Raw genomic sequence first — 26,683 nt, 5'->3', positions numbered from 1 at the left:
CCCACCATGACCAGTGACATGCACACCGCCACATCCGCTGGAGGTACCGGACGCCTCCCCGTCGCTGCGACACACGCGGCGTTCCTGTCCTGCCAGCAAATCATCGCCGATTCGTACGCGCGGGCAGACGCGGGACGGCGAGCCTCGGTCGCTGAACTGTTCGTCGAGGACGGATGGCAGCGTCTGGGCCCGATCCTCATGCAGGGACGTGCCCGCATTCGAGAAGTGATGGCCACCCGCGATGACGACGGCCGACGAACCCTGCACACGACGACCGATCTGCGGATCACAGCAGCCCCGCGGCCCGACGAATTGCACCTGTCCTACCATCTCACGTTGTACGTACTCTCGGGTGAAAGACCTTGCATCCCAGATTCATTGGCAGCGGTGACAGATGTATTCGTGCGCCGCAACGAACAGTGGTGCCTGCAGAGCCGAGACCTGTCGCTGCTGGCCCCCACAGACTGACGACTCTCGGCAGCGGCTCGTCTGGACTCACTGGAACCCTCCCCGGACACACCCGGGACGGACTGGAACACACGCCGTTGACGCGATGCCGGACCGCTGTATGCGCGCGGGCTTCACGGCAGATTCGTTATATGATTGCACGAACGAATCACAAACGGGAGGCAGAGCATGGCCGCGACCGCCGGCGCCGACGAGAAGCCCGCGCTCGTACGGTCCCTGACCACCACATCCGTACCCGAACAAGTATCGAAAGAGATCAGACGTGCAATCTTGTCCGGCAATCTCGAGCCGGGACAGACCTTCTCGTTGCGTGAGATCTCCGGCCAACTCGGCGTCAGCTTCATTCCGGTCCGTGAAGCATTGCGTGAACTGGAAGCTCAAGGGCTCGTTGTCATCCGACCCGGCAAGAGCGCGATGGTCGCCCCGTTGAGTCATGCCGATTTGCACGGCATCTATCGTTTACGACGTCAGATCGAACCGGAGATCGCTGGTCGCGCGAGCAAATTGCTTACAAACGCCGATATTGCCCGCGCCGAAGCCTATCTCGCCGTGTTCGCTGACGAGACTCTGGACATCGATGACATCTACGAGGCGCACCACGCCTTTCACTATCAACTGCTACGTCCGGCGGCGACGGAATGGGATCTGCGGATTCTGGATGGATTGTGGCTCGCTGCCGAACGTTATGTGCGGTTGGCGTTCGCCGGCCGAGACGCCGATCCGGACGAACCGCACCGCCGCTGGCACACCCACCACGAACTCCTGACGGCCACATTGACCCGCAATGTACGCACCGTCGCGACCGCCACCCGCAAACACCTCGACGACAACGAACAGATCGCGTTACGGGCGCTCGATCCCATCGCGCCTTGACGTTGCAGTCGCAACCCTGAAGCGGCGGCCAGTCGAAGGCGGCGTCCGGGTCTGCCCGATGTTCCTGAAGGCGTCGGTGCCGATCAGTCGGCTGCTCACCTGTCCGGAAATCGCCATGAGCGGAACCGAATCCATCTGTGCGTCATTGATCGCGGTGACCAGGTTGGTGGCACCGTGCCAGGTGGCGTGGCGCGTTCCATTGTGCGCGTTGGCTCTCGGTGTGGTGCGCGTTCAGCGTCTCGTTGTGTGCGGGTTGCCCTCGGGTTGCTTCAGAGCGAGTTTGCGGTAGCAGAGCTGTCGCACCAGGCGGCAGATCGGTTGGTCGAGGCCGTGGTCCTTGCTGGTGTTGACCAGCCAGAGCACGCGTTGGTAGAAGACGGGCGGAGTGATTCCGAACGTGGGGAGGATGTATTCGTCGCCGCCGTCGAACTGGTGCCACCGGGTGGCGAATTCCAACATCGAGTGTTCTTTCGGAGTCATGGGTTCGTCGCTCGCTTCCCGTCGGGTCAGGTCAGATCGTGTGCGGTGAAGCCGTTTTCGAGCGTGTGCTTGACGGCGGTGAGGTACCGCGCGGCGTCGGCGCCGTCGACGATGCGGTGGTCGTAGGAGACCGAGAGGTAGGCCATGGATCGGACGTTGATGGTCAGGTTTCCGTCGTGGCGTGCCGGGACCAGGCGTTCGACCACGGCGCCGGTTCCGAGGATCCCGGTTTGGGGCTGGTTGATGATCGGGGTGTCGAACAGTGCGCCGCGGCTTCCGGTGTTGGTGAGGGTGAAGGTTCCACCGCTCAGCTCGTCCGGGGTGATCGTGGCCGTGCGCACCTTGTCCGCCTTGTCTGCGATCGCCCGGGCGAGCCCGGCGATGGTCAGGGTGTGGGCATCGCGGATCACCGGCACCATCAGGCCCTTGTCGCTGTCGACGGCCATTCCGAGGTGCACGTGGTCGAAGTAGGTGACCTCGGTGACCTCGGGGTTGAGCGAAGCGTTGAGCATCCGGTGGGCGGCGAGAGCTTGGACCGCTGCTTTGGCGAAGAACGGCAGGAACGAAAGCTTCACGCCGGTGCGGGCGAGAAACGCGTCTTTGTGTTGCGCGCGCAGGGCGGCGATGGCGGTGACGTCGACCTCGAGAACGCTGGTCAGCTGCGCGGACGTCTGCAGTGACTCGACCATGCGCTGGGCGATGGTCCGCCGGATCCGAGGCAGCTTCTCGACCGTGCCGCCGGACCCGGCCGACACCGCCGCGGCGTCGGTCCGGGCGGGAGGCGGCGTAGCCGCGGGCGACGGCGAGCGCACCTCGGGCGCGGGAGCAGGTTCCGGCAAAGGAGGCGAGGCTTCCGGTGCCGGTGCCGGCGCCGGTGCCGGCGGTGGCGGTGGTGGCGGCCGGTGGCGGCGTGGCGGCGCCGGACTCCGCTGCGATGATCGCGAGCGCTGCGCCGACGGCGACGACACTGTCCTCTTCGACGAGGATCTGGTCGAGGGTCCCTCCGGCTGGGGCGGGAATCTCGGTGTCGACCTTGTCGGTCGCGACCTCCAGCAGGGGTTCCTCGGCCTCGACGCGGTCGCCGGGTGCTTTGAGCCAGCGGGTGATGGTGCCCTCCTCGACGCTCTCGCCCAGGGCGGGCATGTGCACCGTGGTGGTGGCTGCGATCTGATCGGTTGTCATGGGTAGCGGGCTCCTGGGTCGGGTCCGGATCAGGGCTGGATGTCCAGCGCCGCGCGCACGATGCTGTCGGTGTCGATGCCGTGATAGCGGTAGACGTCGTCGAGCGATCCGACCTGGCCGAACTTGCTGACTCCGAGGGCGGTGCTGCGCACCTGGTTGATCCCGGACAGGAACGCCAGGGTGTGGGGATGCCCGTCGAGGACGGTGACCATCGGCGCCGCGCGGTCGGCGGGGAAGAGCTGGTCGAGGATCCAGCTCTCGCCGGTGCCGCGCCCCTGCCGGGCCTGCAGTGCCTCGAACAGCAGACCGGGACTGGTGACACACACGACGTCGGCCGGCACCCCGGTCTGCTCGAGACGCTCCGCGGCGGCGAGCGCTTCGGTCAGCAGAGCTCCCATCGCGACGATGGTGAGCTGGGCACCCTCGCGTCGGACCAGTGGGTAGCCGCCGGCCACGACCTGACGTCTGCGGCGTTCGCGAGCGGCGGGATCGGCCGGCACATCGGCCAGGGTCTGGTCGACGGGGCGAGTGGACAGCCGCAGGTAGGCCGAGGACCCGTCGGGGCGGCCCATCCTGGACAGGCTGGCGAGCAGCGTCCACTCCACGTCGATGGCGAAGGCGAGGTCGTAGCTGATGCAGCCGGGCTGTTCCAGACCGATGGTGGGCGTCTTGATCGACTGATGCGCGCCGCCCTCGGCGGCCAGGGTGACCCCGGAGGGCGTGCCGACCAGGATGGATTGGCCGCCTGCGTAGATGCCGTAGGACCAGGGTTCGAGGGCGCGCTCGACGAAGGGGTCGTAGAGCACCCCGATCGGGAAGAGCGGTTGCCCCCAGCGGCTCCAGGTGGCGCCGAGTTCGCCGATCAGGCCGACAAGGTTGGTCTCGGCGATGCCGAGTTCCATGTGCTGGCCGGTGGGGCGCTCGTTCCAGTGCATGATCGTCTCGGCGTCGTCGGCGAACCAGTTGTGTCGTTCGTCCGACGACCACACGCCCACCTTGTTCACCCAGCCGCCCAGGTTGGTGGTGGAGCTGACATCGGGGCTGACCGTCACTACGCGTTGGGCGGCCTCGGGCGCGGCGCGGGTCAGATCAAGCAGCGCACGGCCCAGCGCCGCCTGGGTGGTGGAGGTGCCCTTGGGGATGCGGCCGAACTCGGTCGGGATGCCGACCTCGGGCAGAGCGGGCACCGGGTCACGGTGCAGGTGGGCCGCGGTCGTCTCGCACAGCCGCGCTGCGTCGGTGTCGGCCGGGAAGCGCTGCCACGGCTGGTTCGGGTCGTACCCGATCCCCTCGGCGAATCGGGTGTACTCGTCGACGCTGAGCAGAGCGGAGTGGTTCTGCGGATGTCCCTGGGTGGGTAAGCCGTAGCCCTTGATGGTGTAGGCGATGATCACCGTCGGGCGCGTGTCGTCGATCTGCCGGTATGCCTGGATCAAGGCGGGCAGGTCGTGGCCGCCGAGGTTGCGAATCGCTGCGGTGAGGGTGTCGTCGTCCAGATCGGCGATCAGGGCGGCGATCGGTTCGCTTCCGGCACCGGTTCCAGGGAGCCGGGTGCGAACCTCGGCGGCGCTGCACCGCAGCAGCCGCTGGTACTCCGGGTTGGACATGTCGAGGATGCGCGCGCGCAGTGCGCCGCCGCCGGGGCGCGCGAACAGCGATTCGAGCAGCCGTCCGAACTTGACGGTGATGACCTGCCAGCCCGCGGCGTCGAACATCTTCTCGAGCCTGCGCGCGGCGATGTTGGGCACCACGCGGTCCAGCGACTGGCGGTTGAGGTCGACGATCCACACCACCTCGCCCAGCTCCGCGATGCCGGGATCCAGGATCGCCTCCCACACCGCGCCCTCGTCCAGTTCGGCGTCGCCGACCAACGAGTACTGGCGACCCGAGCCCGTGGTGGCCAAATGGGTGTCGACATAGCGGCGGGCCATCGCTCCCCAGATGGGGGCGGTCGCTCCGATGCCGACTGACCCGGTGGAGTAGTCCACGGTGTCGGGGTCCTTGGTACGGCTGGGATAGGACTGCAGACCCCCGAACTCGCGCAGCGTCGTCAGGTACTTTTCGTCGAGTTCACCGAGCAGGTAGTTGATGCCGTGCAGGACGGGGGAGGCGTGCGGTTTGACCGAGACCCGGTCACCGGCGCGTAGCTGGACGAACCACAGCGCCGTCATGATCGAGACCATCGACGCGCACGAGGCCTGGTGCCCGCCGACTTTCAGCCCGGTGGGATTGGGTCGGACCCGGTTGGCGTGGTGGACGATCGAGGTGGATAGCCACAGCAGCCGCCGCTCGATCGACTGGAGGGTGTCGAAATCCGGATCGCCGGCGGCGCTCGATGGCGCGGAGCTGGTCGACGTGGCAACGGGGGCGGGGTTCATGAACCTCTCCTAGCGAGCAGGATATTGCGTCGGCGCAGCGTGCGACTGCGGCGGGAATGGGTTTAGTGGCCGTTTTGCGCGGAGGCGGGTGGGCTCGCTTCGCACGGGCGAGGCAGGTGGTCGAACCGATGGGTTGCGTGGTCGACCACGTCCTGCCGAGGGGTGATAGGGGTGGAATAGGGCGTTGCTAGAGCATCTTGCTATATGTGATAACAGCGGCGCCCAGCCACCTTGTTTCGTGCATTTCGTAAGCGGTGTCACAATTCAAACCAATTTCCGCCCGGTTCACCACGGGCTGTGAACCAAGAAAGATTGCAAACATTGGTTCGAAGCCCATACGGCCGATCCCGAGAGGGAGACGACCGAGGGGCCGAAGCGTGCGCACTGGTCTGCGGGCTTGGCGTCGAGCCGCATCGCAGCGGCCGAGCCCGGCTGGCTCGGCCGCGAAGCCGGCCGATCCGGACTGCGCGGCGCATCCACGAGCGGGCGTACTCGCCCTCGCACGATCAACGCCGAGGTCGCACCACGCGATCGCTCACTCCGGGCTGGTTCAGAGACCAGAATCCGATGCGAACCCTGTGTCCGGCACCAGTGCGATCGAGGTAATAGCTCCGTTCTACTTGTGGTGTAGGACACAGCAGGGCGGTATTCCGGCGGAAGCCGATGCGATACGTCGCCTGTGCATTCGACTCCTCTCCAATGCACACCGGCTTCGGCTGTGGTTCGACAAAAGGAGGTGCCCGTTTCGATCTCCTTCCAGCAGTGCGTCATTCACCGCGGTCCTGACGGGCCGGGACCCGGCCCCGCCGGCTACACCATCGACAATCCGAGGAGCTCTTCATGACCAGAAACATCACCGCACACCCCAGTGAACTCGAGATCACCCGCGACCTGCTCGAAGCCGCCGACACCGACATCGCCCGATTTTTCGGCTACTTCTCCGAGGACTGCACCTTCCGCATGGGCAACAACGACACGATCCGAGGCAGCCGAGCCATCCAGAAGTGGGTCGCGAGCTATCTCGGGGCGGTCGCCGGGATGCGGCACGTGATCCTGGAGGAGTGGCCTGCCGGAGCCGTCACCGCTCTGCGCGTTGACGTCACCTACACCATGAACGACGGCGCCGAATTCACCCTGCCCGCGGTGACCCGCACCCGGGTCGAGGACGGGAAGGTGACCGAGTACCTGATCTTCATGGACCCCGGCCCTGTCACCGCCGGCCGCTGACCCTGCCGAACCCTCGCACGCAGTCGGCGTTCTGGAACCACGGCATATCTTGTCTGAACGGAGCATCATGATTCACCCCATTCACCCCACACCGGAGAACCTCGACGAGAAGGTCGACACCTCCTACCGGCGTCCGGTGCTGATCTCGGGAGCCGGCCCGGTGGGAATGATCCTCGCGCTGGAACTCAGCCTGCACGGAGTCAAGAGCACCCTCGTCGAACAGAACCCGCAGACCACGCGTTTTCCCAAGATGGACCTCACCAATGCGCGCAGCATGGAACTGCTCGCGCGTCTGGGTCTGGACGTGGAGATTCGCTCGGCCGGAGTCGGTTCCGGCTACTCCCACGACGTGGTGTTCTGTACCTCGATGGCCGGCCGCGAGGTAGGCCATTGGAGTTACCCCAGCGTCGACGAGATGTCGGAGTGGATCGCCTCCCGCAACGACGGCACCACGCCGGCCCGCGCCTGGCAGCGGGTCACCCAGATCGAGGTCGAGAAGCTGCTCATGCGTCGCTGCCTGGCCGACGACAACATCGAGGTTCTGCGACCGTGGCGCGTGAGCGAAGTCGCGCACGGCGAGGACGGGGTCAGGGTTCGGATCGTCTCCCCGGTGGGCGGCGCCGATCACACCATCGAGGCGGACTACCTGATCGGCTGCGATGGCGCCGGCTCGGTGGTTCGGCGCGCCATGGACCTGCAGATGGAGGGCGAGCGTGGGGTGATCACCTTCTGCCAGGTCCACTTCAAGTCCCGGGATCTGGCGACGCTGCACGCGCACGGGCAGTTCTGGCACACCTTCTTCGTCGGAGGCGGCGTCGGGGCCATCATTGCCCAGGACGAGCGCGACACCTGGACTCTGCAGACCAGCGCCATCACCGACGGTGTGCGCACCGCGGACATCGACAAGCAGCAACTGCTCGACAAAGTTTGCGGCAAGCACCTCGAGGTTGACGAGGTCCTGCAGAGCAGCGTCTGGCAGGCCAACGTCCTCGTGGCCGACCACTACCGGCTCGGCCGGCTGTTCGTGGCCGGTGACGCCGCCCACGAAGTCATCCCCACCGGGGGATACGGGCTGAACACCGGCATCGCCGACGCGGTCAATCTCGGCTGGAAACTCGCTGCGGTGATCAACGGTTTCGGCGGCGACGACCTGCTCGACAGCTACGAAGCCGAGCGCCGCCCGGTCGCGCTGCTGGCTCGGGACTGGTCTTTCCGGCATCTCAACGTGCACGTCGCGGCCCAGCAGCTGATCGACCCCGACCTGATCGAGTCCGACAGCCCCGAAGCCGACGCGCACCGCACGACGCTGGCCGACTACTTCGCGGCCAACACCGGAGAACACGAGAGTTACGGTGTCGAGATGGGCTACCGCTACCACTCCGCGGTGCTCGCCGACGACGACGCGAGCGGTCCCGACCCGGACGTGTCCACATACACCCCGACCACGGTCCCGGGCGCGCGGGCTCCGCACGTCCGCCTCGCCGACGGCACCTCCGTGATCGATGCGTTCCGCGACACCTTCACGCTCGTCAGTTTCGTCGGCAGGGAGGTAGCCCGGGAGCTGGCCGCCGTGTCCAGGGAGGAGGGTGTCCCCTTCCGGATCTTCGCGATCGACGACGCGGTCGCGCGCACGATCTACGAGCGGGACCTGGTGCTTGTGCGCCCCGACGGTCATGTGGCCTGGCGCGGCGACACACTGCCCGAGGACGTGCGAGCACTGCTGTCGACCGTCACCGGCCGCAGTGCGCTGGCGGCAACTGCCTGACCTCGCATCGAAGCGGCGTACGCACCGCCACCGCCCGCGCAGTCGTCCGTCATCCCGCGAAACTGTGACGTGGACTTCGATCACAGCGGTGCGTACGCGACCGGGCCCGAATCGCCGGCCGACGCGAACCATCGGCGTTCTCGAGGTGCGCGGCGCGCTCGGCCTGATCCTGCCACCGCTGACCGCTATCGCGGTGGGTCTGGCGATTGCGGTGGCGGTCGCACTGGTGGTGCTCCAGGTCTGTGCTCTCGCGCTGCATCTCAGGCGCGGCGAGGTCGGGCTGATCGGTCTGAACGTCATTTCGATCGTCCTGGGCGGCGTCGCGGTCTGGTTGTCCACCACCTGGCGGCAACGGACGAAACGTCAAAAGTGACACTTTGCCCACGTCGCGTTTGAAGGGTTGCCACCTGCGCCGCGGCGGCAGTTAGGCGCCAGTTGCGATGGTGCGCCACATTGGCGACGCGATGCCGGCGCCCGACTCGACTGCTGGGGCCGGTTCAGCCGGTTACTGTTTGGCAAGTTCTCCAATGCGATGACGCCCTGTGGGATCTGCGCTGCGAGCTAGGCGAAGGGTGCGCATTCCGGGCGCGGTTGTCGGTGACGAATGGCAGGCTGGAGCAGTCTGCGCTTTGTACCGATTCGCCAGTCGATGCACAGGTCGACAAATCAAGTCCTAGTCCCGCTCGAAAGGAGCGAACTTGGCGCGATCGCCGTTATTGCCGATGTTTGTCGGGTTGGTCCTGACCGTCAATCTCGTCGTGAGGCTGAATCCGGAATGGTGGTGGTCCCTGGCATACGCAATCGGGATTTTCAGCAGCGGCTTTGAAGCCTGCAGGTTGTCGATCAGGAAAAACCAACAGCGCGAGGCCGAGGGCCGACCTGCGACCGAAGGCTTCCTGAGAACATGGTGGCAGAACGCGGTTGGAACACGCGAGGGGTGAGTCCCACCCAGAAGCTAGCGAATCCTGTTGCGATCGCGAAGGCGATCATTGGTAATCGGCGGCATACGCTCTGGCAGTGTGGGGGTCAGCGGTTCGAGTTGCTTGCTCGCCCGGGCAGGGTGGCGCTCGGCACTACGGCGAGTTTCGACTCGGCGCGACCCCCTTTCGTCCGGGGAGAATATCGGTGGTGGTGCGCTTCGGTGTTGTCGGTGGTGACGGCGATGCGGTGCGGCACGGACCGAGGGGGAGGTACTCGAGTGTCTCGATCATCGAAAGGTGTGCCCGGTTCGGGCGTGGCACGCGGTGTCACGGCACTCAATGTCACCCCCTTAGGGTGTTGGTCGAGTGTCCATGTGGCCAGTATCTGTCCAACGGGTCGGTCCAGTTGGTCCAGCTGGTCCAACTGGAGGAGGTGAGTCCGGTCTGACCTGGTAGTTCCGAATTCACCTGGGGTTGTGTCCATTTCACACGCGGAAGGTCGCTGGTTCGATCCCAGCCGGGACCACACAGTAAAGCCGCAGGTCAAAGGGCGTTTTGAAATTCGATTCTCCGATCAAGGAAATGTAATTCCCGCAGTCCATAGGGCCAAACGTGGGAAACGGCCGTTTCCGAATCAAGGCACTGGGTGCCACTGCTTATTGCGAGTAACAAGAATGGCACAGGGTGCCGCAGAAGTCTTGGTGGCTGGTCAACCCCGGAGAGTGCAGGGCCGTCGTCGGCGAGTTTTCACCTGGCGAGTTCTACTGTGGGACTGGAACTGTCGGGGGAGTGAAAATTCCTCGGAGCGTGTGGGCGACGGAGGAGGACACGCGGAAGGGCCCGGAGCGTGGGTTGACGAGACGGGCCCCCGGCATGGTGGGATTGGGCGACTCGGACGAACTTTCTCAGCCACACGTCGCGACGCCGGAGGCGGCGCAATGCTTTTCGCGGGTGTCGCGTCAGCGGCTGCCGTGTTTCTTGATGCGGACAGATCTGGGTGATTGAGCGGGAGCGGCGTTTGTCCGGTAGGGCTCTGTGTCGCGGCAGCCCTGTTCTTCGATGACCGATCGGATCGCGGTAGCGCTCGTGTGGAGATCCTTCGGCCTGGGCCTTGTCATCTCGTGAACAGATGCGGTGGTGGCTGTCGCCTGGTTCCACGAGGACCCGCACGTAGTTCGCTGACGAGTTCGATATCCGGCCGCGGAGATTATATTTGGAAGGGTTTGAAATTGACCGGAGCTCCGCTCTATGCGCTCATCCAGAGCAGGAATCGCACCCGGTCGAGTCGAGCGAATAGTTGCCGTGCCTCGTCGTTGTCGGGGCAGGGGTGGCCGCCGGCGTGGAGTTCGGCGATATGCAGCTCGTGCGGGTCGAGGTCTTGTCGTTGTGTTCACCGGGTACGGCCGGGGTCATATTTCTATCGGACGCTGGAAACACGCTCTGTGGTGCCGGTTTCGGCGGTGTTCAGGGCGGTGTGATGGCAACGGCGGGCATCCATTGGTCGGGTTCGAGTGATCCTCGGCCACAGTGCACACCGACAACGTCCGGACGAGAGTTGGCGCGGATCCGATCAAGCTGGGGCCGTGCGGCGCTCCGACGCGGTCCGAGCGGACCGGACCGGGGCTCGAATTAGTTGTGGCGGTGGTCAAACCGGATTCAACTGGCCTCGTGTGTCTTCTGGGTTGCGATCCACGAGGCGATCTGTGCGCGTGATGCGAAGTCCAGCTTGGCGAGTATGCGTTCGACGTGACCGTCGATCGTGCGTGTGGAGAGCACGAGCATTTCGGCGATCGCTCGATTGCTCATGCCATCAGCGACGAGATTGGCGATTTGAGTTTCTCGTTTGGTGAGCGGGGACTTCACGGATGCTCGGATACGGCGGGGTGAACTGTGGCCTAGTGCCAAACCTACGGCGTCGTCGATTGTCATCGATGCGTTCTGCCGCGCGAGCTGCGAGACCGTCCGGTCACCGAGATGTTGCATCACCGACGCCGCCGAAGTGGTGGAGTCGGCATAGAGGTGAGGACCGAAGGCCTGAACATCGGTACCGAGTCCCGTCCAGACCGCGGTGGCGGCACCAGCGAGTTCGGCAGCAGTCTTGAAATCTGCTGTCGACGAGGCGATCCAGGACAACAGTTCAACGGTCAGTGCGGTACAGATGCTGTCCTTGAATTCGCGCTGCATCGTGAGAGCTTGAAGTGCCGCCTTCTTGGCGAGTGCCATTTCACCGAGGCGCCAGTGGCACAACCCAGTGATCCACAGGGCGTATGTGCGGTTCCACTGTTCACCGTTGTCCTTGCTCATCTTGATCGCGCGACGACAAGTTTGCAGCGCTGCGTCGAGTTCGGGGTGATATGTCTGTGCCATTGCGAGTTGGAAGAGACCCGTGAGAACTGATGCGGTGTCGCCGAAGCGTGTGTGCACGTCGATGCATCGGCGGAACAGTTTGATTGCTTCCCCGGTGTCGCCGGAGAACAGTAGATGTATCGCCGACCATTGCATGGCATGTGCGGACAGTTTGCTGTCTTCGAGTGCGGCAGCAACGGACTCACATTCGGAGAGGTAGTAGGCGGCGGCGTGGCGGTCTCCCTGCATGAGTGCGATCCATGCTGCAACCCATAGCGCATTGCCTCGTTGTGCGGCGGGTTCTACTGTACCGGAAAGTATTTGGTCGAGCCATCGGCGGCCGTCACTGAGGAAGCCGCCCGCGACCCAGTGGTACCTGAGCAACGAGGCCAGTTCCGCGGCAGATCCGATTTCCGGTGGGGAGCTCGCAGACCATTCGAGTGCGGAGAGCAGGCTGGCGTGGTCCGCTTTCATGACAGCCAGTGCCGCGGCCTGGCCCGGGCCGCACCAGCGGTCGACCATGATGGCGGCTTTGCGGAGAAAGTGGTCTCGATGACGGCCCTTGAGCTGCTGGTATTCCCCGGATGCGCCGAGGAGCTCGGAGCCGTACTCCCGGACGGTCATCAGCTGCCGGTAGCGAACACTCTCACCGGTGCGCTCGGTGAGGATGATCGACTTCGCTACCAGTCGGTCGAGCAGATCGATGATGAGTTCCGGGTCCAGCGCGCCGAACCCGCATATTTCCTCCACGGCGTCGAGGTCGAAGGTTCCGGGGAAGATCGAGAGCCTCGCCCACAGGAGTTGTTCACTCTGCGTGCAGAGGTCGAAGCTCCAGTCGATCAGGGCGCGCAGGGTCTGCTGTCGCGGCATCGCCATCCGGTTGCCACCGGCAAGCAGGCTGAAGCGTTTGTCCAGTCGGTGGACGATCTGCGTCACCGAGAGCGACCTCAGTCGTGTGGCTGCCAGTTCGATCGCGAGGGGGATTCCGTCGAGCCGGTCGCAGAGCTGAACTACCGCCTCGACGTTTTCGTCGGTGACGGTGAAGTCGGGCAGGACGTTGCGGGCGCGATCGACCAGCAGGCTCACTGCTTCGTAGTGCGCTATCGCTTTCGCGGTGTGTGATTCCTGGGCGGGCGGGCTGGACAGCGGCGGGATCACACAGAGGTGCTCGCCGCCGATTCCCAGCGGCTCTCGACTTGTCGCGAGAACTCGCAGGCCAGGAGATTCGTTCAATAACACTTCCACCAACGCCGCGCACACATCGAGTAGGTGCTCGCAGTTGTCCAGCACGATCAGCAGTTGCCTCTCGCGTAGGTAGCTGATCAGCTTCTGTTCTGGGGGGCGGTTGGACTGGTCCGGCACATGTAACGCCGAGACGATCGCCTGTGCAAGACGTGACTCGTCCTCGAGGCTGGCGAGCTCGGCGATCCAGACGCCGTCGCGCAGGCCCCGGCGTGATCGATCCGCTACCTCGAGGGCGATACGGGTCTTGCCGACACCCCCGGGTCCGGTCAGTGTCACCAGGCGTGACTCGGACATCAGGTTCTTCACTTCGGACAACTCTCGACGTCGTCCGACGAAGCTGGTCAGGGAGGCCCGCCCACCACCGGCCGAGTGCGTCGAGGTCGCTTCTGGCATGGCAATCAGCTCGTTTCTTGCACTGAACGGCCGGGGGTTTGCCGGAGTCTCTCGGCTACCGCCACCTCGACCGAGGTGACCCGCTGATGTTAGCGCTGCCCGTACTCGACTGGCGGCAGGGAGTCGGTCGCCGAGTGCAGTCGCATATCCAAACCAGGCGACCCACGACGCGGTCTCGCGTGAGGTCGGCCCGCCCGCTCCAGCTTGTCCGACGTCGATGAGCTCGGTTTTGTACAGTCCCACAGCTGATTCCATGAGGCAGTGCCGAACGCATACCCGACGGTCCGATCGGGCCGGCGATCCCCCGAGTGACGCAATGCCTCGGTGAACACAATCGACGTGTACCGACTTCCAGCGCGTGTGGTGAACCAAACCATTCGCAGTGAACGGAATTCGGAATCGTGCACGCCCGGTTTCGTCGTCGGATCCCGCCGCGCCTCGACGGCGATCCGTGTTGCCGGCTCCCTCAACTCCTGTGGACACTTCCGCTGTGTTGCCATGCTCTCATCCTTCACGGGTGATGAGAGTCTCTCAGCGGATCCAGTGCTGTTCACACCGGTGCGCTGCAATGTCCGGATTCGATGGACCAGAAACACAGGTAGTCGGTGGGGTGATCTCCCCCGCGCGGTACCGGGGTGGACGACGCAATGCTTGATGACACCCCCACCGCCCTAGGTGCGACACATTCGCCGCCCAGATCTTCGGTGGCCCAACGGAAGGACCGTCATGACTGCCGGGCAGACCTCTACCTCGACCGCCGATTACGACGCCATCGTCATCGGTGCCGGCTTCGCTGGGCTGTACGCACTGCACAAGCTGCGCGATCAGATGGGACTGCGCGTCCGGGTCTTCGAGGCCGGCGACGACCTGGGCGGCACCTGGTATTGGAACAGGTACCCGGGCGCACGCTGCGACATCGAGAGCATCCACTACTCCTATTCGTTCTCCGCCGAACTCGAACAAGAGTGGGAGTGGTCCGAGAAGTACGCTTCGCAGCCCGAGATCTTGGCGTACCTGAACCACGTCGCCGACCGGTTCAACCTGCGCGATGACATCGAGTTCGCGACGCGGATCACCTCGGCGGTCTGGAACGATGACCGCGGACTCTGGCAGGTCGGCAGTGGGGACGGCTCCGTTTCCACCGGGCGCTACCTGATTTCGGGCGCCGGCAACCTGTCGGTCCCGAAGAATCCGGAGTTCGACGGCATCGACACCTTCGTGGGCGAGGTCTACTTGACCGGAAAGTGGCCGCATGAGGGCGTGGACTTCACCGGGAAGCGGGTCGCCGTCATCGGCACCGGGTCGAGCGGAATCCAGGCGATCACCGAGATAGGTAAGCAGGCCGGTCACCTCACGGTCTTCCAGCGCACCCCCAATTACGCCACCCCGCTCGGGAACGCCCCGTCGGACCCCGTCCGGGTCGGTCAGGTCAAGGCCAACTACCCGGCGGTGCGTGATGTGGCGAGAAGTTCGTTCATCGGCGTCCCGTACGACCAGGCACACCCCTCTGCACTCGGGGTCTCGCCCGAGACCCGGCGCCGCATCTTCGACGAATGCTGGGACGAGGGCGGGTTCCGGTTCTTCATCGACACCTTTCAGGATGTCTTGTTCGACAAGGCCGCCAACGACACCGTCTCCAACTACGTGCGCGAACGGATCCGTGAGCGGGTCAGCGACCCTGTCGTGGCAGAGAAACTGTCGCCGACGAACCACCCGTATGGCACGAAGCGGCCCCCGTTCGAAACCAACTATTACGAGACGTACAACCGGGACAACGTGAGGCTGATCGATGTGGCCAGTTCGCCGATCACCGCGGTGACCGAGAACGGTGTCCGCACCGCCGAGGGCGACTACGACTTCGACGTCATCGTTCTCGCCACGGGATTCGATGCCATGACCGGGCCGCTGTTGGACATGGGCATCGTCGGGCGAGATGGTCGCAAGCTGTCCGACAAGTGGGTGGACGGGCCGCACACCTACCTCGGGCTGACCATTCACGGGTTCCCGAATCTGTTCCTCATCACGGGACCGCAGAGCCCCTCGGTGCTCTACAACATGCCGCTGGCCATCGAGGACCACGTCGACTTCGTCGCCGACGCCATCGACCACCTTCGCCGGAACGGTCTCGACACCATGGAACCGACACTCGACGCCGAGACCAAGTGGGTCGACCACGCGAACGAGCTCGCCCAAGCCACCCTGCTCCCCGGAACCGACTCCTGGTGGATGGGCGCGAACATCCCCGGCAAGCCGCGTGTATGCCTGGTCTACCTCGGCGGCGCTCCCGCCTACCGGGAGATCTGCGCCGATGTCGTCGACAAGGGTTACGAGGGATTCACCCTGTCGTGCGAGGGAGTCGCACGACAACTGACCCCCACGCAGGCCTGACAGGTCCCGCTCGACCCCCCGCCAGAACCGAAGCGACAGACACCCCGGCCCGCTCGGGTGGAGCAATCAGCTTTTGCTTCCTCCGAGTGCCCCGGCCCAGCCAGTCACCCCATCCTTCGAGGAGGATCCGATGCCAGTCGACGCCGCAGTACAGGACTTGATCAACGGGTTGAACGCGCAACGCGTGCGCTCGTTCGAGCAGATGAGTGTCAGCGAAGCCCGCGACCTCGTGGCCACCTTCACCGATCTACAGGCCCCGGCCCGCGAGGTAGCAAAAGTCGTCGACACGACCTACCCCGGCCCCGACGGTGACCAGCACATCAGGTTGTACATCCCCGATGCCCCCGGCCCGTTGCCGATCGTCGTCTACTTCCACGGCGGCGGCTTCATCGCCGGTGGGCTCGGTGTGGTGGACGAGCCGTGCCGCGCGTTGGCCAACGACGCCGCAGCCATCGTCGCCGCCGCGAGCTACCGGCTTGCACCTGAACACAAATTTCCGGCCGCAACCGATGACACCTTCGCCGCGCTGCAATGGGTCGCCAACAATGCGACCGACTTCGGTGGGGACGCGAACCGTATAGCAGTTCAGGGTGATAGTGCCGGCGGCAACCTCGCCGCAGTCGCCGCCCAGCGCGCCAGGGACGAGGGCGGACCGCACCTAGTCGCCCAAGTGCTGACGTACCCGGTCATCGATTCGACGGCGAAGTTGCCGTCCAGGTATGAGTGCGAGGAGGGCTACGTCATTACCGCCGCCGGCCTCGATTGGTTCTGGCAGCAGTACCTTTCCTCTCCGCAGGATGCCGACAATCCTCACGCGACACCCTCGAAGGCTCCTTCGCTGGCAGGGTTACCACCCGCCCTCGTCCTCACCACCGAATACGAGGTGTCCCGCGACGAGGCCGAGGCGTACGGCAAGCAGCTCGTGAACGCCGGCGTACAGACCGACATCATCCGATTCGACGGGCTAGTGCACGGCGTCTACTGGATGTCCGGGGCAGTTCCGCGCAGCTCCGAAATGCACACAACCATCACCGACTTCCTCATCGCACGGTTCACCGACCGATCGCGGCAGCAGGAAATGACACAGTAGAGAACCGATGTCATGACATGATCCGGAACGGCCGGGGAACCATTGTCCCCGAGAGGGACAAACCGTGGGAGGCTACGGCATCGAGTGATCCGGGACGCAATCGCGCAAGCGTTTGTTGTTCTGCAATACCGGCTCGCTAGTGGTCCTACGAGTGGAATTCGGTCCGGTCGGATCGGCAACAAGCGATCCCGCACAAGGGGTGTCTTGTGCGGAACCGCTTGTTGCTGTGTCGTTAGCGTGAGAGTTCTTCGAGCACTTTGCCCTTGGTTTCGATGCCGAACACGTACTGGATCCCGATGCCGGTGACGATGAATCCGACCAGCATGGGTCCGATCGAGGATCCGGCCCGCAACCAGGCGCTGCCGAACCCGGTGCCGATCGCGCGCGCAGCCGGGTCGGGTACGATCCTGCCTTCTCCGGTACACGATGAGGAACACGATCCAGCCGACCATCGCGACGAGGATGAAGCTGATGCCGCGATAGACGAACGCCGACCCGCCCTTGATCGTCCGCTGCAGGTGTTGATCCGGCCGCGGGGCAGTGGGCGCGTTGGTATAGATCCGGGTCGAGCTCAAAGCCGCATGACCGAGGATCGCCTGGACCACGTCGAGTGGGACCGAGACTGCCCAACGGGTCTTCGCCGAACGTGGATTGGCGGCATCGCTCGAGGACATCGCCCGCGAGTCCGGAGTCGGAGTGGGCACCTTGTACCGCCGGTTTCCTACCGTAAAAAGTTGATCGGCGCGGCCTGCGCGAGAAGGTGGCCGAGTACGCCGACGCTGCGAAACGCGCGCTGAAACACCCCGATCCGTGGCAGGGCTTCTGCTCTTACGTGGAGACCATGTGCAGCTTGCAGGCCGCGGTCCGTGATGTCGGATCGCTGCTGCTGGAACGCTGGGCCGCCGCGTAGCTCGCGCGGTTCCGCAGCCGAGATAGGTCCCGCCTACTTTTGAAGGCGGCGCACCCGCGCCTGCATCGCTAACCCCGAGGGACGGGCGTCGAACGACACCCATGCAGGAATTCGCTCAGGATTCTCGCGCACTGTTACCGCACGGGTGGGCGATCGTGCCCTGAGAAGTGCCGCTCGGGGGTTCGTGCTGAGAAGCTGGGGTGTCGGTTCCGTCCGGATCGGCCGGTGATCCGGTCCTGGTCGCGTGAGGAGGAGGTTGGCAGGGTGGTCGATCAGGCGAAGCCGTCGTCGTTGGTGCCGGGCGCACAGGCGTTGACGCGGCGGCTGCTGGTGGACGATCCCGCGCGGGTGGAGCACATCAGCGGGGTGGCCGCACGTGCGGTCGCACTGTCGGGCACGGTCGATGTCGGCGACCGCGACACCCTGGTGGCGACGGCGTGGCTGCACGACCTCGGCTACGCCCAGGATCTGAAGGACATCGGGTTCCACCCGATCAATGGCGCCCGCTACCTCCGCGCCCGCGGTTGGCCGCCACTGGTCTGTGAACTGGTGGCGCACCACTCCGGGGCACGGTTCGTGGCCGCGGTCCGCGGGTTCGATGCGGAACTGGCCGAGTTCGGATTCGTGCAGGACGCGCTCACCGATGCGTTGACGATTGCCGATCAAACCTCCGGCCCGCACGGGCAGACCGTGACCGTCGATCAGGGGTTGCGCGACATGCTCGACCGGCACGGCCCGGACTCACCGAACGCCCGCGCCCACCCGCAGCGCGAACCCTACATCCGTGCCGCCCTCGCCCGCGTCGAAGACCACCGGAGCAGCGGTGCACCCGACCCCGACCGCGGCGGGTAGCCACACCGTCAGTCCAGTCGGGGGCCACGCCTGTTCGATCACCACGGTCCGACCGGACCACGATGCAGGGTGCGGCCAGAACCGGAACACCGGCCGGCGCAGCATGTTTCGCAGCGCTACCAGTTCCCGATTCAGCTTCACGGTGGACCCCGGTTCGGCCGCGGCATGCGGTGTTGGGCAGGCATGTCACCCGATCACGGTGTTGGTCAAAGTGTCCATGTGGCGAGCATCGGGCCAACGGGTCGGACGGACTGGTCCAGGTTGACCAGTGGGGGGAGTTGCGCCGTGCTGACCTGGTAGTTTCGAAATGACTTGGGGTCGTGTCCATTTCACACGCGGAAGGTCGCTGGTTCGATCCCAGCCGGGACCACCACAAAACTGCTGCTCAGGACGTTGTGACCAAGATTATTTCCAGAGTTGTCAGACAATAGTGGTCTCTATTTGGCCATATCCGGACAGATCCTCCTGGCGAGTCTTCGTCGATCGCGGTCGTTGTGGTGCATCGATGGCGGGAACGGCCGGCTGGGCACGCGCGCGGGTCGGGGTGTCGTCGTGGTCATCAGTATCGAACCGGGGACCGTCTCGTTCAGGTGAAATAGCTTTCTGTTCAGCGTGATTCGCGGATTCAGGTCTTTACTGGCGGTGTGGGGGTGCTGATCCGAACGCGCGTTCGCGCCGTGCCGTGGGCACGCGGGGCGGGTCTCCGATGCGCGCGGTAGCGCTCGGTACGGTACGTCAGCGCGGTGTGACCTTCCGCTCCGGTGACGGAAGGTCATGCGGTGCCCGCACGGCCGTCCCACTTCGCCAGAAAGGTGCAGGTCAGCGCCCGAACCGGAGTGGACGCCGGACGCGGCTACCCTACTGCCTCCGATGACGTTCCGCCTGGGTGATTCGACTGGCACCGAACACCGTGGCACCGCGTGCCGTTCGCCTTCCGCCGAGCGAGCCCTGCGGCCCCAGGGCGAAGGCCGATACGCGGAAGCCGACGCTGCAAGGCTATTGACTAGATCGGCGCGGATGTTGTTGCCTCCTGCGCCGTTCGATGAGCGAGGCCCAAGGCCTCGATGGACTGTAGCCGATTTCGGTCCGCAAATTTCCCCGGCGCCGCGACTTTGGCGGGTTGAGCCGGCAGAACGGTCGAACTGTTTCTGTCTTCTCCCAACGACCTCGCTGCGCCGAAACCGCAGTGAGGATGCGGACTTAGGAACCCGACCCGATCTCGGAGGTTGCTGCTGATCGTGGCGAGGAGCTCCTGGGTCCTCAACCGCGATGCAGTACGAGCGGTCGCGTTCGCACCGAGCTGCACGACGCGCGCAGCGAGGTCGGTGACGCCGGCATCGCAGTACTACCGCAGGCGGGTGAGTATGGCCTGTTCGTCTCCGGCGGAATGCCGCAGCACTATCTGAACCGCAGGCGCGTGCGTCTCCTCGGCTAGGCGCGTGCCCACGGGGGATCACACCGCCATGGGCTGTCAACCTGCGAGTGCTGGCCCAATGCGCGAATCAGATCACCTAATACGCACAGATCCGGGTGAAGCGGGGTCTGTGCCTTGCGAGTGCTGATAGCGGCATCCTCGATCGCTTGGGTCAATTGGTTGTGGTCGCTGCTAATCAACTTGCGCCCGACCAGCCATTTCTTGATGTCGACGGGACCATTCTTGAAACCTGCTGATTCCCTCTTCCATGCGGCAGTCAGATTCGGCCAATCCTTGTTCGTTCGCGCGAGAATCCGATCTACGGGCAGGTAACAGATCACGTCAGGCTGACTCAGCCCAAAGACGTGTATCCGATCGAGCCGCCCAGTTTCGAGGGCCCGCAACGCTAGTTGGTGAAGGAATAGTGCTTCCGCGGTCTTCCCGCCGTCCTTTAAGGTATCCACGGCCGAACGTGCCTGGTCGAGTTCACCCACCTGCACGAAGTCGATGATCCGCTGCCAGTCACGATTAATCCGATCGTTTCGGAGGTTGTCTAGGACCAAAATTATGTCGGCATCCGTTCCGTCGAACAGCAGCCTTGCTTCGGCGAGCGATACCGCCGATTTGGCGCCGTGCATCGGTAGTATCGTGGCGGGCGCATGGTCGAGTTGGTCCCTGAGTAGATTGCTGAAGACGAGCTCGTCGTGGCGGCCTTCAACAACGACTGCAATCCGCAGGAGGGAGAACAGATCTGCAACCGCCACGCCAAGTTCGGTGCTACTGACTTCTGCTGAGAGTCTGTCGACCATGCTCAGCGAAAGCGGTTTGACCGCTGTTGCCCCACTACCTCTTTGATGTACGTGTAAGGGTGTCACTTGTGAGTCGGCGAGCATGTGCGTTGAGTGGGTGGCCACGAGTACCGCGACGTCCTCGCGTGCAGCGAGCGCCGCGAGGCCCGTCGGGATGCGCCGCTCGGCATGCTTGTGAAGTCCTCTTTCGGGTTCGTCGCAGAGGAATAGGTTTCCCGAGTAAGAGGTTGCGACGCGGACCGCAAGTTGGGCCCACCTCAGTTGAGCAGAGGAGAGATTGTCGAGCGGGAGCCAGTTTCCGCGGGCGTTGAACAACCATCGCGGCCGCCGCCCTCGAAACCAGCTGTCAACGTTCCCAAGTTCGTATCTCAGTTCGGGCGCGCGGTCGATCATGTCCTGGAAGACGCCGTTCGTGCGGCGCTCGATCTCGTTGACCAGGGATAGCATCGTTGGGTGAAACTCAGTGGTGTCGGCGTTTGTGGCGCTGACGGGAGCAGCCTCCACATACTCCAGGTAGGTATGATCGATCAGGATCGAGTCTTTACCTTTGGAATATGAATCATGGAGTGCATTCGGGAATCGTCTGAGCGCATAGTCGAGGGTCTCTTCGTCGTATTCCTTTTCGTCCTTACCTAGCTGATGTAGCAAAGCAAAATTGATTTCATCGACAACGACAATCGCGGGAATCTGCAACCAGTCGGGCCAAAGCGAGTGCGCAGGATTACGGGGTCCGCCTTTGGATCGCGTAAGTCGGCTCGGCTGAAAGAAGGAATACAGGAGCTCTTGGCTTACATATCCGTACGCGATCTGGTGCGTGAAATCGCTTGGCCGTATGGAGCCGTCACGGGGTAGGTGACGTTTGTGTGCTGGAAGGTCTGGAGCTATTGGGTCGTCATCTGCTTCATATTCGAGGTTGCTAACCTCTCGCAGCATCTTCTGCCATTCTTCCCCCTCGTGGGCTACTCCGGAAAGCCATACTCGCCACGAGGGTTTGTCGCGGGAACCTGTTGCCTGCAGTGATAGACGGCCTTGGCTGGCTGCCTCAAAATAGGCGCCTTCCGCGGAAGTGTCCACTTCCATAGTGGTGAGCAATATTTCGACGGTGGATTTAAGCTTTTCACCGAATGGTTCGAAGCCCATTTTCTTGTTGATCCGAAGCTCGGCCAACATATTCTCTTGTTCAGTTTCGCTGCGGGTGTCCCACTCGGGATCTGCCTCGATTAGTTCATGCTCGTCGGTCATGTTGTCGACCCACGATCCGAGTTGGCCGTGTTGCTTGGCGATGGTTTTCCGTAGTCCGGCGACGACCTGGCCGAGAGGAAAACTCGTTGGTGACGCCTGCGGGTCGAGAACGCGAATATGGAGGAACGCGTAGCCCCCGTCGCGAAGAACGCCGGTTGCTGCACTGTTGATCTGGCTGAGGATCCATGACTTTCCGGCCCCGTTGAGCCCGTACAGAGCGGAAACGCCGGCATTGAACTCAATATGCACTGGATCCGAAAGCGGACCAACTCCTCCGACCGTCGCCCCGGTAACTTCATATTCGCCGACACCGATCGCCATTGCGCGGACTCTACCGGCCTCCTGCGGAGGCTCAGGAGGGACGTCTGCTTCACCCCTCGATCGAGTGCAGCGGCGGACCCGAAGCGCGATGCCCAGTGGCGGGAAGTGCATGCGAGCAACAGTTCGTGAGGAGATCAGGCTTGACACGGGCAGGCCGATCCGCATCCCCGAGGCCTGGTCGATCGGCTGAACGCGGGGCAAACGGTGACAGTGAAATCGGGAGCGCGGAAACTGGCTGGTCGATGACTTTGCTGGCTGTTCGCCTAGAACTCCGTGGTCGATGCCAGGATCGGTGGTCGTGACCGCTGCATCGTCATCGTACAAAGGGACACGGTACCCGCGGAGATCATCGCTCACTGCGTGTGGCTGTGTCACCGGTTCCCGCTGAGCTTTCGTGAGGTCGAGGAACCGACGCTTGCGAGTGTGGTGGTCAGCTACGAAACGATCCGGGTTTGGTGTGTGGAGTTCGCCGCAGTACTACGGCAACCGGCTGCGCCGGCGCCGGACCCGCCTTGGCGACAGGTGGCACCTCGACGAGGACTTGATCTCCATCAACGGCACGATCTACTACCTGAGGCGTGCGGTCGATGAGCACGGCGCGGAACTCGACATTCTGGTCCGGCAACGACGAAACGCGCTGGCCACCAGGAAGTTCTTCCGCAAACTTCTCAGGGGCCGGCGATGCGTGCCGCGGGTTATCGTCACCGACGGGGTTGAGCAGCTATCGCCTGAACAGAGGAGGGTCGAATGAACATGAAGCCAGTCGTTTCCGGCAACACGCCTTCGTGTCGGCTACAACTACGGCGTGCGGGAAATCGAGCGGGCCCGGGCGGGGCGGTAGCCCGTTCGGGTGGGTCACCATCGAGCGCCCACGGAATCGACACGGATTCAGGCAAGACACCACGCCGCGACACCAGGACAAGCGTTGACCAGGCCGAGTTACAAAGCCAGTCGGCGATCCCCACGGACTCGGATGCATGCTCACGACCAGGAGGGGGCTGCGTATACCTCGAGGCGTTCTTTGCGCACGGTGAAACGAAGCGCCCTTCAGTGCCGACATCCTGCGTGACGGCATAGCTTCTGGGCTTCACTGGCATATGCTCTGTCTCCGTCGGTTGCGTATGTGAGGAGCTAAAGAACGATCCATCAGTGGCCGACAGCCGCGCGGGAAACCCGCGGGGAGTCGAAATAGGAGCGCAGGAAGGTCCGACCAGCGGAACGGCCGCGGTTCCGCTGGCGGTCAATCTCTGGCCAAAGCTAATCGACTATGGGGGATGGCGGTCGCACCGCTTATGGCAGGCCTTCCCGGGAAAACTGACAACCGGAGCGCGGGAGGGCTCGCACACAGGGATTTGTACCCGCCTCGCCTGCCAGCGAGAGAAAGGATTATTTGAATGACTGAATACCGATGAAACGATAGCGACAGTTCGAAAGGCGGCAAGTTTCATTAAACAAGTTATCGTTCTGGTTTAGAATGAGGAAGAATGGCACATTGGGAATTACGGACAATCAAGCGAGGCGCCCTGAGCCTCCACTACTATATTGCCGGCTCGGCAGACTTTTCCGGATCGACGATTGTCCTTTTGCATGGCTTTCCGCAGGATTTGAAAACTTGGGAGCCGATCTCGCGGAAACTTTCCTCTAATTATTGTATAATAGTTCCTTTGCAGCGCGGATATTCGATGGGCGCTAGTCCATGGAATCCGTTCCGATACAGGTTGTCGGAACTGCGGAATGATATCGCCACTATCCTAGATGCGGAAGGTGCTGGGCCAGCCAATATAGTTGGCCACGATTGGGGCGGGAGCGTTGCATGGAGCCTTGCGCGCGAGAGGCCCGAGCTAGTCAGAAGGCTGGTAGTTTTATCGATGCCTGAGCCACGCGCGCTTGCGAGAGCATTTTTTGGCAAACAGGCTATTCGATCTGGATATATGTTATTGCTGATGATTCCGTTCTTTCCCGAAATGCTCGTCACGATAATGAATGGAAAGTTTGCGGTCAAACTGCTTGAGGCAATGGGTTTGAATCGGATAATCGGTCAGCGGTATGTGCGTAATATAGTTGAAAACCGCGGTGGAAGGTGCGGGCCGTTCAACTGGTACCGTGCTCTGCCGTTCAACCTGCCGGAGGCGCTTTCCAAGGTGATCGTGGTCGCGCCCACGCTGCACATATGGTCGATTGACGATGCCGCTGTGGATTTTTCCGGTATACGCGAGAGCCAGCAATGGGTTAGATCCTATGATCTGGAGATCATCGAAGGAAGTCATTGGATTCCCGAGCGTGATCCCGACCTTGTCGTGCAGTTGATTCGTCGTCATCTGGAGTCGGGTGAACAAATTGACAATTGACCGTATCGACCCTTTTCTGTCCGAGCGATCACTTGCATGGTTGTCGCTGCGAAGGATTCCACCAGAGATACTCCTAGCTCCTGCTTTTGCCTCTGTGGTGCTTTTTGTCGTCCTGGCAAAGTTTTCCAATTCACTCTCGATGGACGACGTCCCACTGGCTGTGTGTCAGGATGTTGGACATCTGCTTGAGTCATCCAAACTCTCCTGCGTTAACGAGCCATCGGTTCCGGCAGCAATGCCGCTCGCGCGCGACGTGTGGTCCATCGTGTTGATGTTCGCAGCAGTGCTCAGCCCGTACCTTGTTTACAAGCAGTGGACAGGATTTCACGCCCTGATTCCCACCCTTTCGCGTAACGGCCTAATCCTGGATCGATACCCTGGGTCTGATGCTGTTGGCGCGCTGACTCTTGAAGTGGACGCGATGAATCGATACTTTCGCGGTCCTGGTTCGTCAACCCTCTTTACATCGCTAATTGCAGCAATAGCTATGGCAAGTTTGATGGTGGGCGAGCGTGCCGCGATATACCGGCCATTGGCTCCGCCATCAGACGCTGAGTGGCCAACTAAGGTTTGGGATAAATGGTGGGCAAACCCGGCCATAAGTAGCTGGAGTTGGATGCTATATTTTGTAGTCGGGTTCGTTGCCGTGTATTATATCGTGCGCATGAACTTGGTCGGCAGTAGAGTTGTACTTGGGCTGTGGCGTGTACGCCGTAGAGTTCTCTACGGTGCTGACGTGGATAACGCTGACGGCGACTACGGTTGGAAGCCCGTAACTCGAATCCTGTCTGCAACGTGGGTTGCGTTGATATTACACGGGGCGGGGCTTCTTTCATTGATGGTTCTGCTCGACATCCCGAACTGGGTGCTGCTTGTTCCGCTACTTGGCCAATGGTTGGTGCTACTGCCCTTCTATACGATTCTTCCGTTGGTCATAGTAATGAGGGACGTAAGACGGTTTCGCAAGATGAAGGAGAAAGAAACCCAGCTCGTTCTTGCCGCGATTCCGTCGAGCGACGTAGTGCAGCGAACGACGGTCGCCCAGCGACTTCGCGATATTCGAGATCTGCCGCTACTTTTGCCCTTCCATAAGTGGTGGACCGCTCGCAGCGTGATCGGTGCCATCTTCGCTTTTGCGGCCGCCCTATGGACGACTGCGAAAGTCATCTGGGACGTGAATCTACTGTCATGAGGCGATTTCCGTCTCCCGCGTTCGGAGAGTCAAATGAGTTTCGGCGTGCATTAGAAGTATATCTCAGGAATTGGGGACCGATTGTTTGGCGGGAGCGGGTTGGTAGCGGCGATTTAGGCGCTAACCATGACCTCGGCGAGGTCTTCCTCGCGCTGGGGGCAATCGAGACAGATTCCCGAGTTATTTCCAAGAAGGTGCGCGTTGCAGGGCTTGAACGCAGCGATATTATCCACGAGTTTCTAATCGCCTGGATGGCGGAGGAGGCTGAGCATGGCAGAATATTTTCTGAGCTCTCTCGCAGGTGTGGAGTCGAGTCGTCGGCGCCGTCGCGGGTCGGCATTGGTTGGCTAAATAGAACTATACTTCCGATCTTGGGGCTACTGGCGCCGCGTCTAATGAGAGCGGCCTACTGCACTCAAGGTGCGCTGCAGGAGTTTGTAGCTCTTCAAACTTACTTATACATTTCGGATCGGATTTCAGATCCGGGTGTTCGTGACGTGGTTCGAGAGATTGCGCGCCAAGAAGCTCGTCACCTCAGATTCTACAAGTCCTGTGCGAACGCGCATTTAGAAGGTAGCCGGTCGGTGCAGATGATTGTCCGCATAATATTGCGCATATTCTGGGCACCGCCTGGCGTAGATCTTCTCGGGGAGCGAGAGTTCGTCCGTATCGCGACTCCACTTCTGCAGGATGAGGGCTACCTTGACCGCTTACGTCAGCTAGATCAGTTTGCGGGGAATATAAAGGGTATGCAGGACCTCAATTTGATGTCGTCGTGGATTGCAAGGCTTGTTCAACCCACCCAGCGGGGTCTGGGTTGTTCTGAGCAGCCAGAACGGA

The 26,683-nt window shown here is 62.8% G+C and carries 19 protein-coding genes and 2 pseudogenes; 14 read left to right on the top strand and 7 right to left on the bottom strand.

Going from position 1 to position 26,683, the window contains the following annotated elements:
- Positions 1-6: 6 nt before the first annotated feature.
- Entirely contained in the window at positions 7-468 is a 462-nt protein-coding gene (locus OG921_RS04135) for a nuclear transport factor 2 family protein (RefSeq protein ID WP_266111130.1), read from the top strand.
- 168 nt (positions 469-636) lie between these two features.
- Complete coding sequence (locus OG921_RS04130) at positions 637-1,341, top strand: GntR family transcriptional regulator (RefSeq protein WP_266111129.1); 705 nt, start codon at positions 637-639, stop codon at positions 1,339-1,341.
- Positions 1,342-1,404: 63 nt separating this feature from the next.
- On the opposite strand, the pseudogene OG921_RS26580 reads toward OG921_RS04130, so the two are convergent.
- The 5 genes and pseudogenes from OG921_RS26580 to OG921_RS04105 all read right to left on the bottom strand — a co-directional run.
- A pseudogene (locus OG921_RS26580) lies at positions 1,405-1,515 on the bottom strand (thiamine pyrophosphate-binding protein); the annotation flags it as partial.
- A 57-nt stretch (positions 1,516-1,572) separates the two neighbouring features.
- Positions 1,573-1,800 (bottom strand): hypothetical protein, encoded by a 228-nt coding sequence (locus OG921_RS04120; RefSeq protein ID WP_266111666.1) that lies wholly within the window; start codon positions 1,798-1,800, stop codon positions 1,573-1,575.
- A gap of 47 nt (positions 1,801-1,847) precedes the next feature.
- A complete protein-coding gene (locus OG921_RS04115; protein ID WP_266111128.1) occupies positions 1,848-2,510 on the bottom strand; it encodes a 2-oxo acid dehydrogenase subunit E2 in 663 nt (220 codons plus the stop codon).
- A gap of 304 nt (positions 2,511-2,814) precedes the next feature.
- Positions 2,815-2,964, bottom strand: a pseudogene (locus OG921_RS04110) (biotin/lipoyl-containing protein); the annotation flags it as partial.
- Positions 2,965-3,032: 68 nt separating this feature from the next.
- Positions 3,033-5,381: a transketolase C-terminal domain-containing protein gene (locus tag OG921_RS04105; RefSeq protein ID WP_266111127.1), complete on the bottom strand. Its 2,349-nt coding sequence runs from the start codon at positions 5,379-5,381 to the stop codon at positions 3,033-3,035.
- An 840-nt stretch (positions 5,382-6,221) separates the two neighbouring features.
- Between OG921_RS04105 and OG921_RS04100 the strand changes: the two genes are divergently transcribed.
- The 4 genes from OG921_RS04100 to OG921_RS04085 all read left to right on the top strand — a co-directional run bounded on the left by OG921_RS04100 (position 6,222) and on the right by OG921_RS04085 (position 9,314).
- Entirely contained in the window at positions 6,222-6,608 is a 387-nt protein-coding gene (locus OG921_RS04100) for a nuclear transport factor 2 family protein (RefSeq protein ID WP_266111126.1), read from the top strand.
- A gap of 67 nt (positions 6,609-6,675) precedes the next feature.
- Positions 6,676-8,373: an FAD-dependent monooxygenase gene (locus OG921_RS04095; protein WP_266111125.1), complete on the top strand. Its 1,698-nt coding sequence runs from the start codon at positions 6,676-6,678 to the stop codon at positions 8,371-8,373.
- Positions 8,282-8,746 (top strand): DoxX family protein, encoded by a 465-nt coding sequence (locus OG921_RS04090; RefSeq protein ID WP_266111124.1) that lies wholly within the window; start codon positions 8,282-8,284, stop codon positions 8,744-8,746. The genes OG921_RS04095 and OG921_RS04090 overlap by 92 nt, the downstream gene beginning before the upstream one ends.
- A 325-nt stretch (positions 8,747-9,071) precedes the next feature.
- The gene (locus OG921_RS04085; protein ID WP_266111123.1) at positions 9,072-9,314 is read left to right on the top strand and encodes a hypothetical protein; all 243 of its coding nucleotides are present in this window, start codon (positions 9,072-9,074) and stop codon (positions 9,312-9,314) included.
- 1,635 nt (positions 9,315-10,949) lie between these two features.
- Here OG921_RS04085 and OG921_RS04080 read toward each other — a convergent pair.
- Positions 10,950-13,277, bottom strand: a complete 2,328-nt coding sequence (locus OG921_RS04080; RefSeq protein WP_266111122.1) for a LuxR C-terminal-related transcriptional regulator — start codon at positions 13,275-13,277, stop codon at positions 10,950-10,952.
- 726 nt (positions 13,278-14,003) lie between these two features.
- Here OG921_RS04080 and OG921_RS04075 point away from each other — a divergent pair.
- The 5 genes from OG921_RS04075 to OG921_RS04055 all read left to right on the top strand — a co-directional run bounded on the left by OG921_RS04075 (position 14,004) and on the right by OG921_RS04055 (position 18,517).
- Positions 14,004-15,665, top strand: coding sequence for an NAD(P)/FAD-dependent oxidoreductase (locus OG921_RS04075; RefSeq protein ID WP_266111121.1), 1,662 nt, complete (start codon positions 14,004-14,006; stop codon positions 15,663-15,665).
- Positions 15,666-15,795: 130 nt separating this feature from the next.
- Positions 15,796-16,755: an alpha/beta hydrolase gene (locus OG921_RS04070; RefSeq protein ID WP_266111120.1), complete on the top strand. Its 960-nt coding sequence runs from the start codon at positions 15,796-15,798 to the stop codon at positions 16,753-16,755.
- A 651-nt stretch (positions 16,756-17,406) separates the two neighbouring features.
- A complete protein-coding gene (locus OG921_RS26575) occupies positions 17,407-17,493 on the top strand; it encodes a TetR family transcriptional regulator (RefSeq protein WP_323182707.1) in 87 nt (28 codons plus the stop codon).
- Between the two features lie 22 nt (positions 17,494-17,515).
- On the top strand, positions 17,516-17,665 hold the full coding sequence (locus tag OG921_RS04060) for a hypothetical protein (RefSeq protein WP_266111119.1): 150 nt from the start codon (positions 17,516-17,518) through the stop codon (positions 17,663-17,665).
- Between the two features lie 264 nt (positions 17,666-17,929).
- Positions 17,930-18,517 carry an HD domain-containing protein gene (locus tag OG921_RS04055; RefSeq protein WP_266111118.1) on the top strand — a complete coding sequence of 196 codons (588 nt, stop codon included), beginning with the start codon at positions 17,930-17,932 and terminating at the stop codon, positions 18,515-18,517.
- A gap of 1,431 nt (positions 18,518-19,948) precedes the next feature.
- Here the strand turns inward: OG921_RS04055 and OG921_RS04050 are convergent.
- Positions 19,949-22,303, bottom strand: coding sequence for an AAA family ATPase (locus OG921_RS04050; protein ID WP_266111117.1), 2,355 nt, complete (start codon positions 22,301-22,303; stop codon positions 19,949-19,951).
- A gap of 457 nt (positions 22,304-22,760) precedes the next feature.
- On the opposite strand from OG921_RS04050, the gene OG921_RS26570 reads away from it, so the two are divergent.
- From OG921_RS26570 to OG921_RS04035, 3 genes are all read left to right on the top strand, one after another.
- Positions 22,761-23,054, top strand: coding sequence for a DDE-type integrase/transposase/recombinase (locus tag OG921_RS26570; RefSeq protein WP_323182678.1), 294 nt, complete (start codon positions 22,761-22,763; stop codon positions 23,052-23,054).
- Between the two features lie 733 nt (positions 23,055-23,787).
- Positions 23,788-24,651 (top strand): alpha/beta fold hydrolase, encoded by an 864-nt coding sequence (locus OG921_RS04040; RefSeq protein ID WP_266111116.1) that lies wholly within the window; start codon positions 23,788-23,790, stop codon positions 24,649-24,651.
- The gene (locus OG921_RS04035; protein WP_266111115.1) at positions 24,632-25,843 is read left to right on the top strand and encodes a hypothetical protein; all 1,212 of its coding nucleotides are present in this window, start codon (positions 24,632-24,634) and stop codon (positions 25,841-25,843) included. The genes OG921_RS04040 and OG921_RS04035 overlap by 20 nt, the downstream gene beginning before the upstream one ends.
- The last annotated feature ends 840 nt before the right edge of the window (positions 25,844-26,683 follow it).

Origin of the sequence: Aldersonia sp. NBC_00410, from assembly GCF_026342035.1 — a bacterium.
Taxonomy (GTDB): domain Bacteria; phylum Actinomycetota; class Actinomycetes; order Mycobacteriales; family Mycobacteriaceae; genus Aldersonia.
Note: the sequence above shows the minus strand (reverse complement) of the source record. Positions and strands in the feature narration are given on the sequence as shown.

Coding starts and splice junctions, on each gene's coding strand:
- OG921_RS04135 (WP_266111130.1), top strand. CDS start 7: ATGACCAGTGACATGCACACCGCCACATCCGCTGGAGGTACCGGACGC.
- OG921_RS04130 (WP_266111129.1), top strand. CDS start 637: ATGGCCGCGACCGCCGGCGCCGACGAGAAGCCCGCGCTCGTACGGTCC.
- OG921_RS04120 (WP_266111666.1), bottom strand. CDS start 1,800: ATGTTGGAATTCGCCACCCGGTGGCACCAGTTCGACGGCGGCGACGAA.
- OG921_RS04115 (WP_266111128.1), bottom strand. CDS start 2,510: ATGGTCGAGTCACTGCAGACGTCCGCGCAGCTGACCAGCGTTCTCGAG.
- OG921_RS04105 (WP_266111127.1), bottom strand. CDS start 5,381: ATGAACCCCGCCCCCGTTGCCACGTCGACCAGCTCCGCGCCATCGAGC.
- OG921_RS04100 (WP_266111126.1), top strand. CDS start 6,222: ATGACCAGAAACATCACCGCACACCCCAGTGAACTCGAGATCACCCGC.
- OG921_RS04095 (WP_266111125.1), top strand. CDS start 6,676: ATGATTCACCCCATTCACCCCACACCGGAGAACCTCGACGAGAAGGTC.
- OG921_RS04090 (WP_266111124.1), top strand. CDS start 8,282: ATGTGGCCTGGCGCGGCGACACACTGCCCGAGGACGTGCGAGCACTGC.
- OG921_RS04080 (WP_266111122.1), bottom strand. CDS start 13,277: ATGCCAGAAGCGACCTCGACGCACTCGGCCGGTGGTGGGCGGGCCTCC.
- OG921_RS04075 (WP_266111121.1), top strand. CDS start 14,004: ATGACTGCCGGGCAGACCTCTACCTCGACCGCCGATTACGACGCCATC.
- OG921_RS04070 (WP_266111120.1), top strand. CDS start 15,796: ATGCCAGTCGACGCCGCAGTACAGGACTTGATCAACGGGTTGAACGCG.
- OG921_RS04050 (WP_266111117.1), bottom strand. CDS start 22,303: ATGGCGATCGGTGTCGGCGAATATGAAGTTACCGGGGCGACGGTCGGA.
- OG921_RS04040 (WP_266111116.1), top strand. CDS start 23,788: ATGGCACATTGGGAATTACGGACAATCAAGCGAGGCGCCCTGAGCCTC.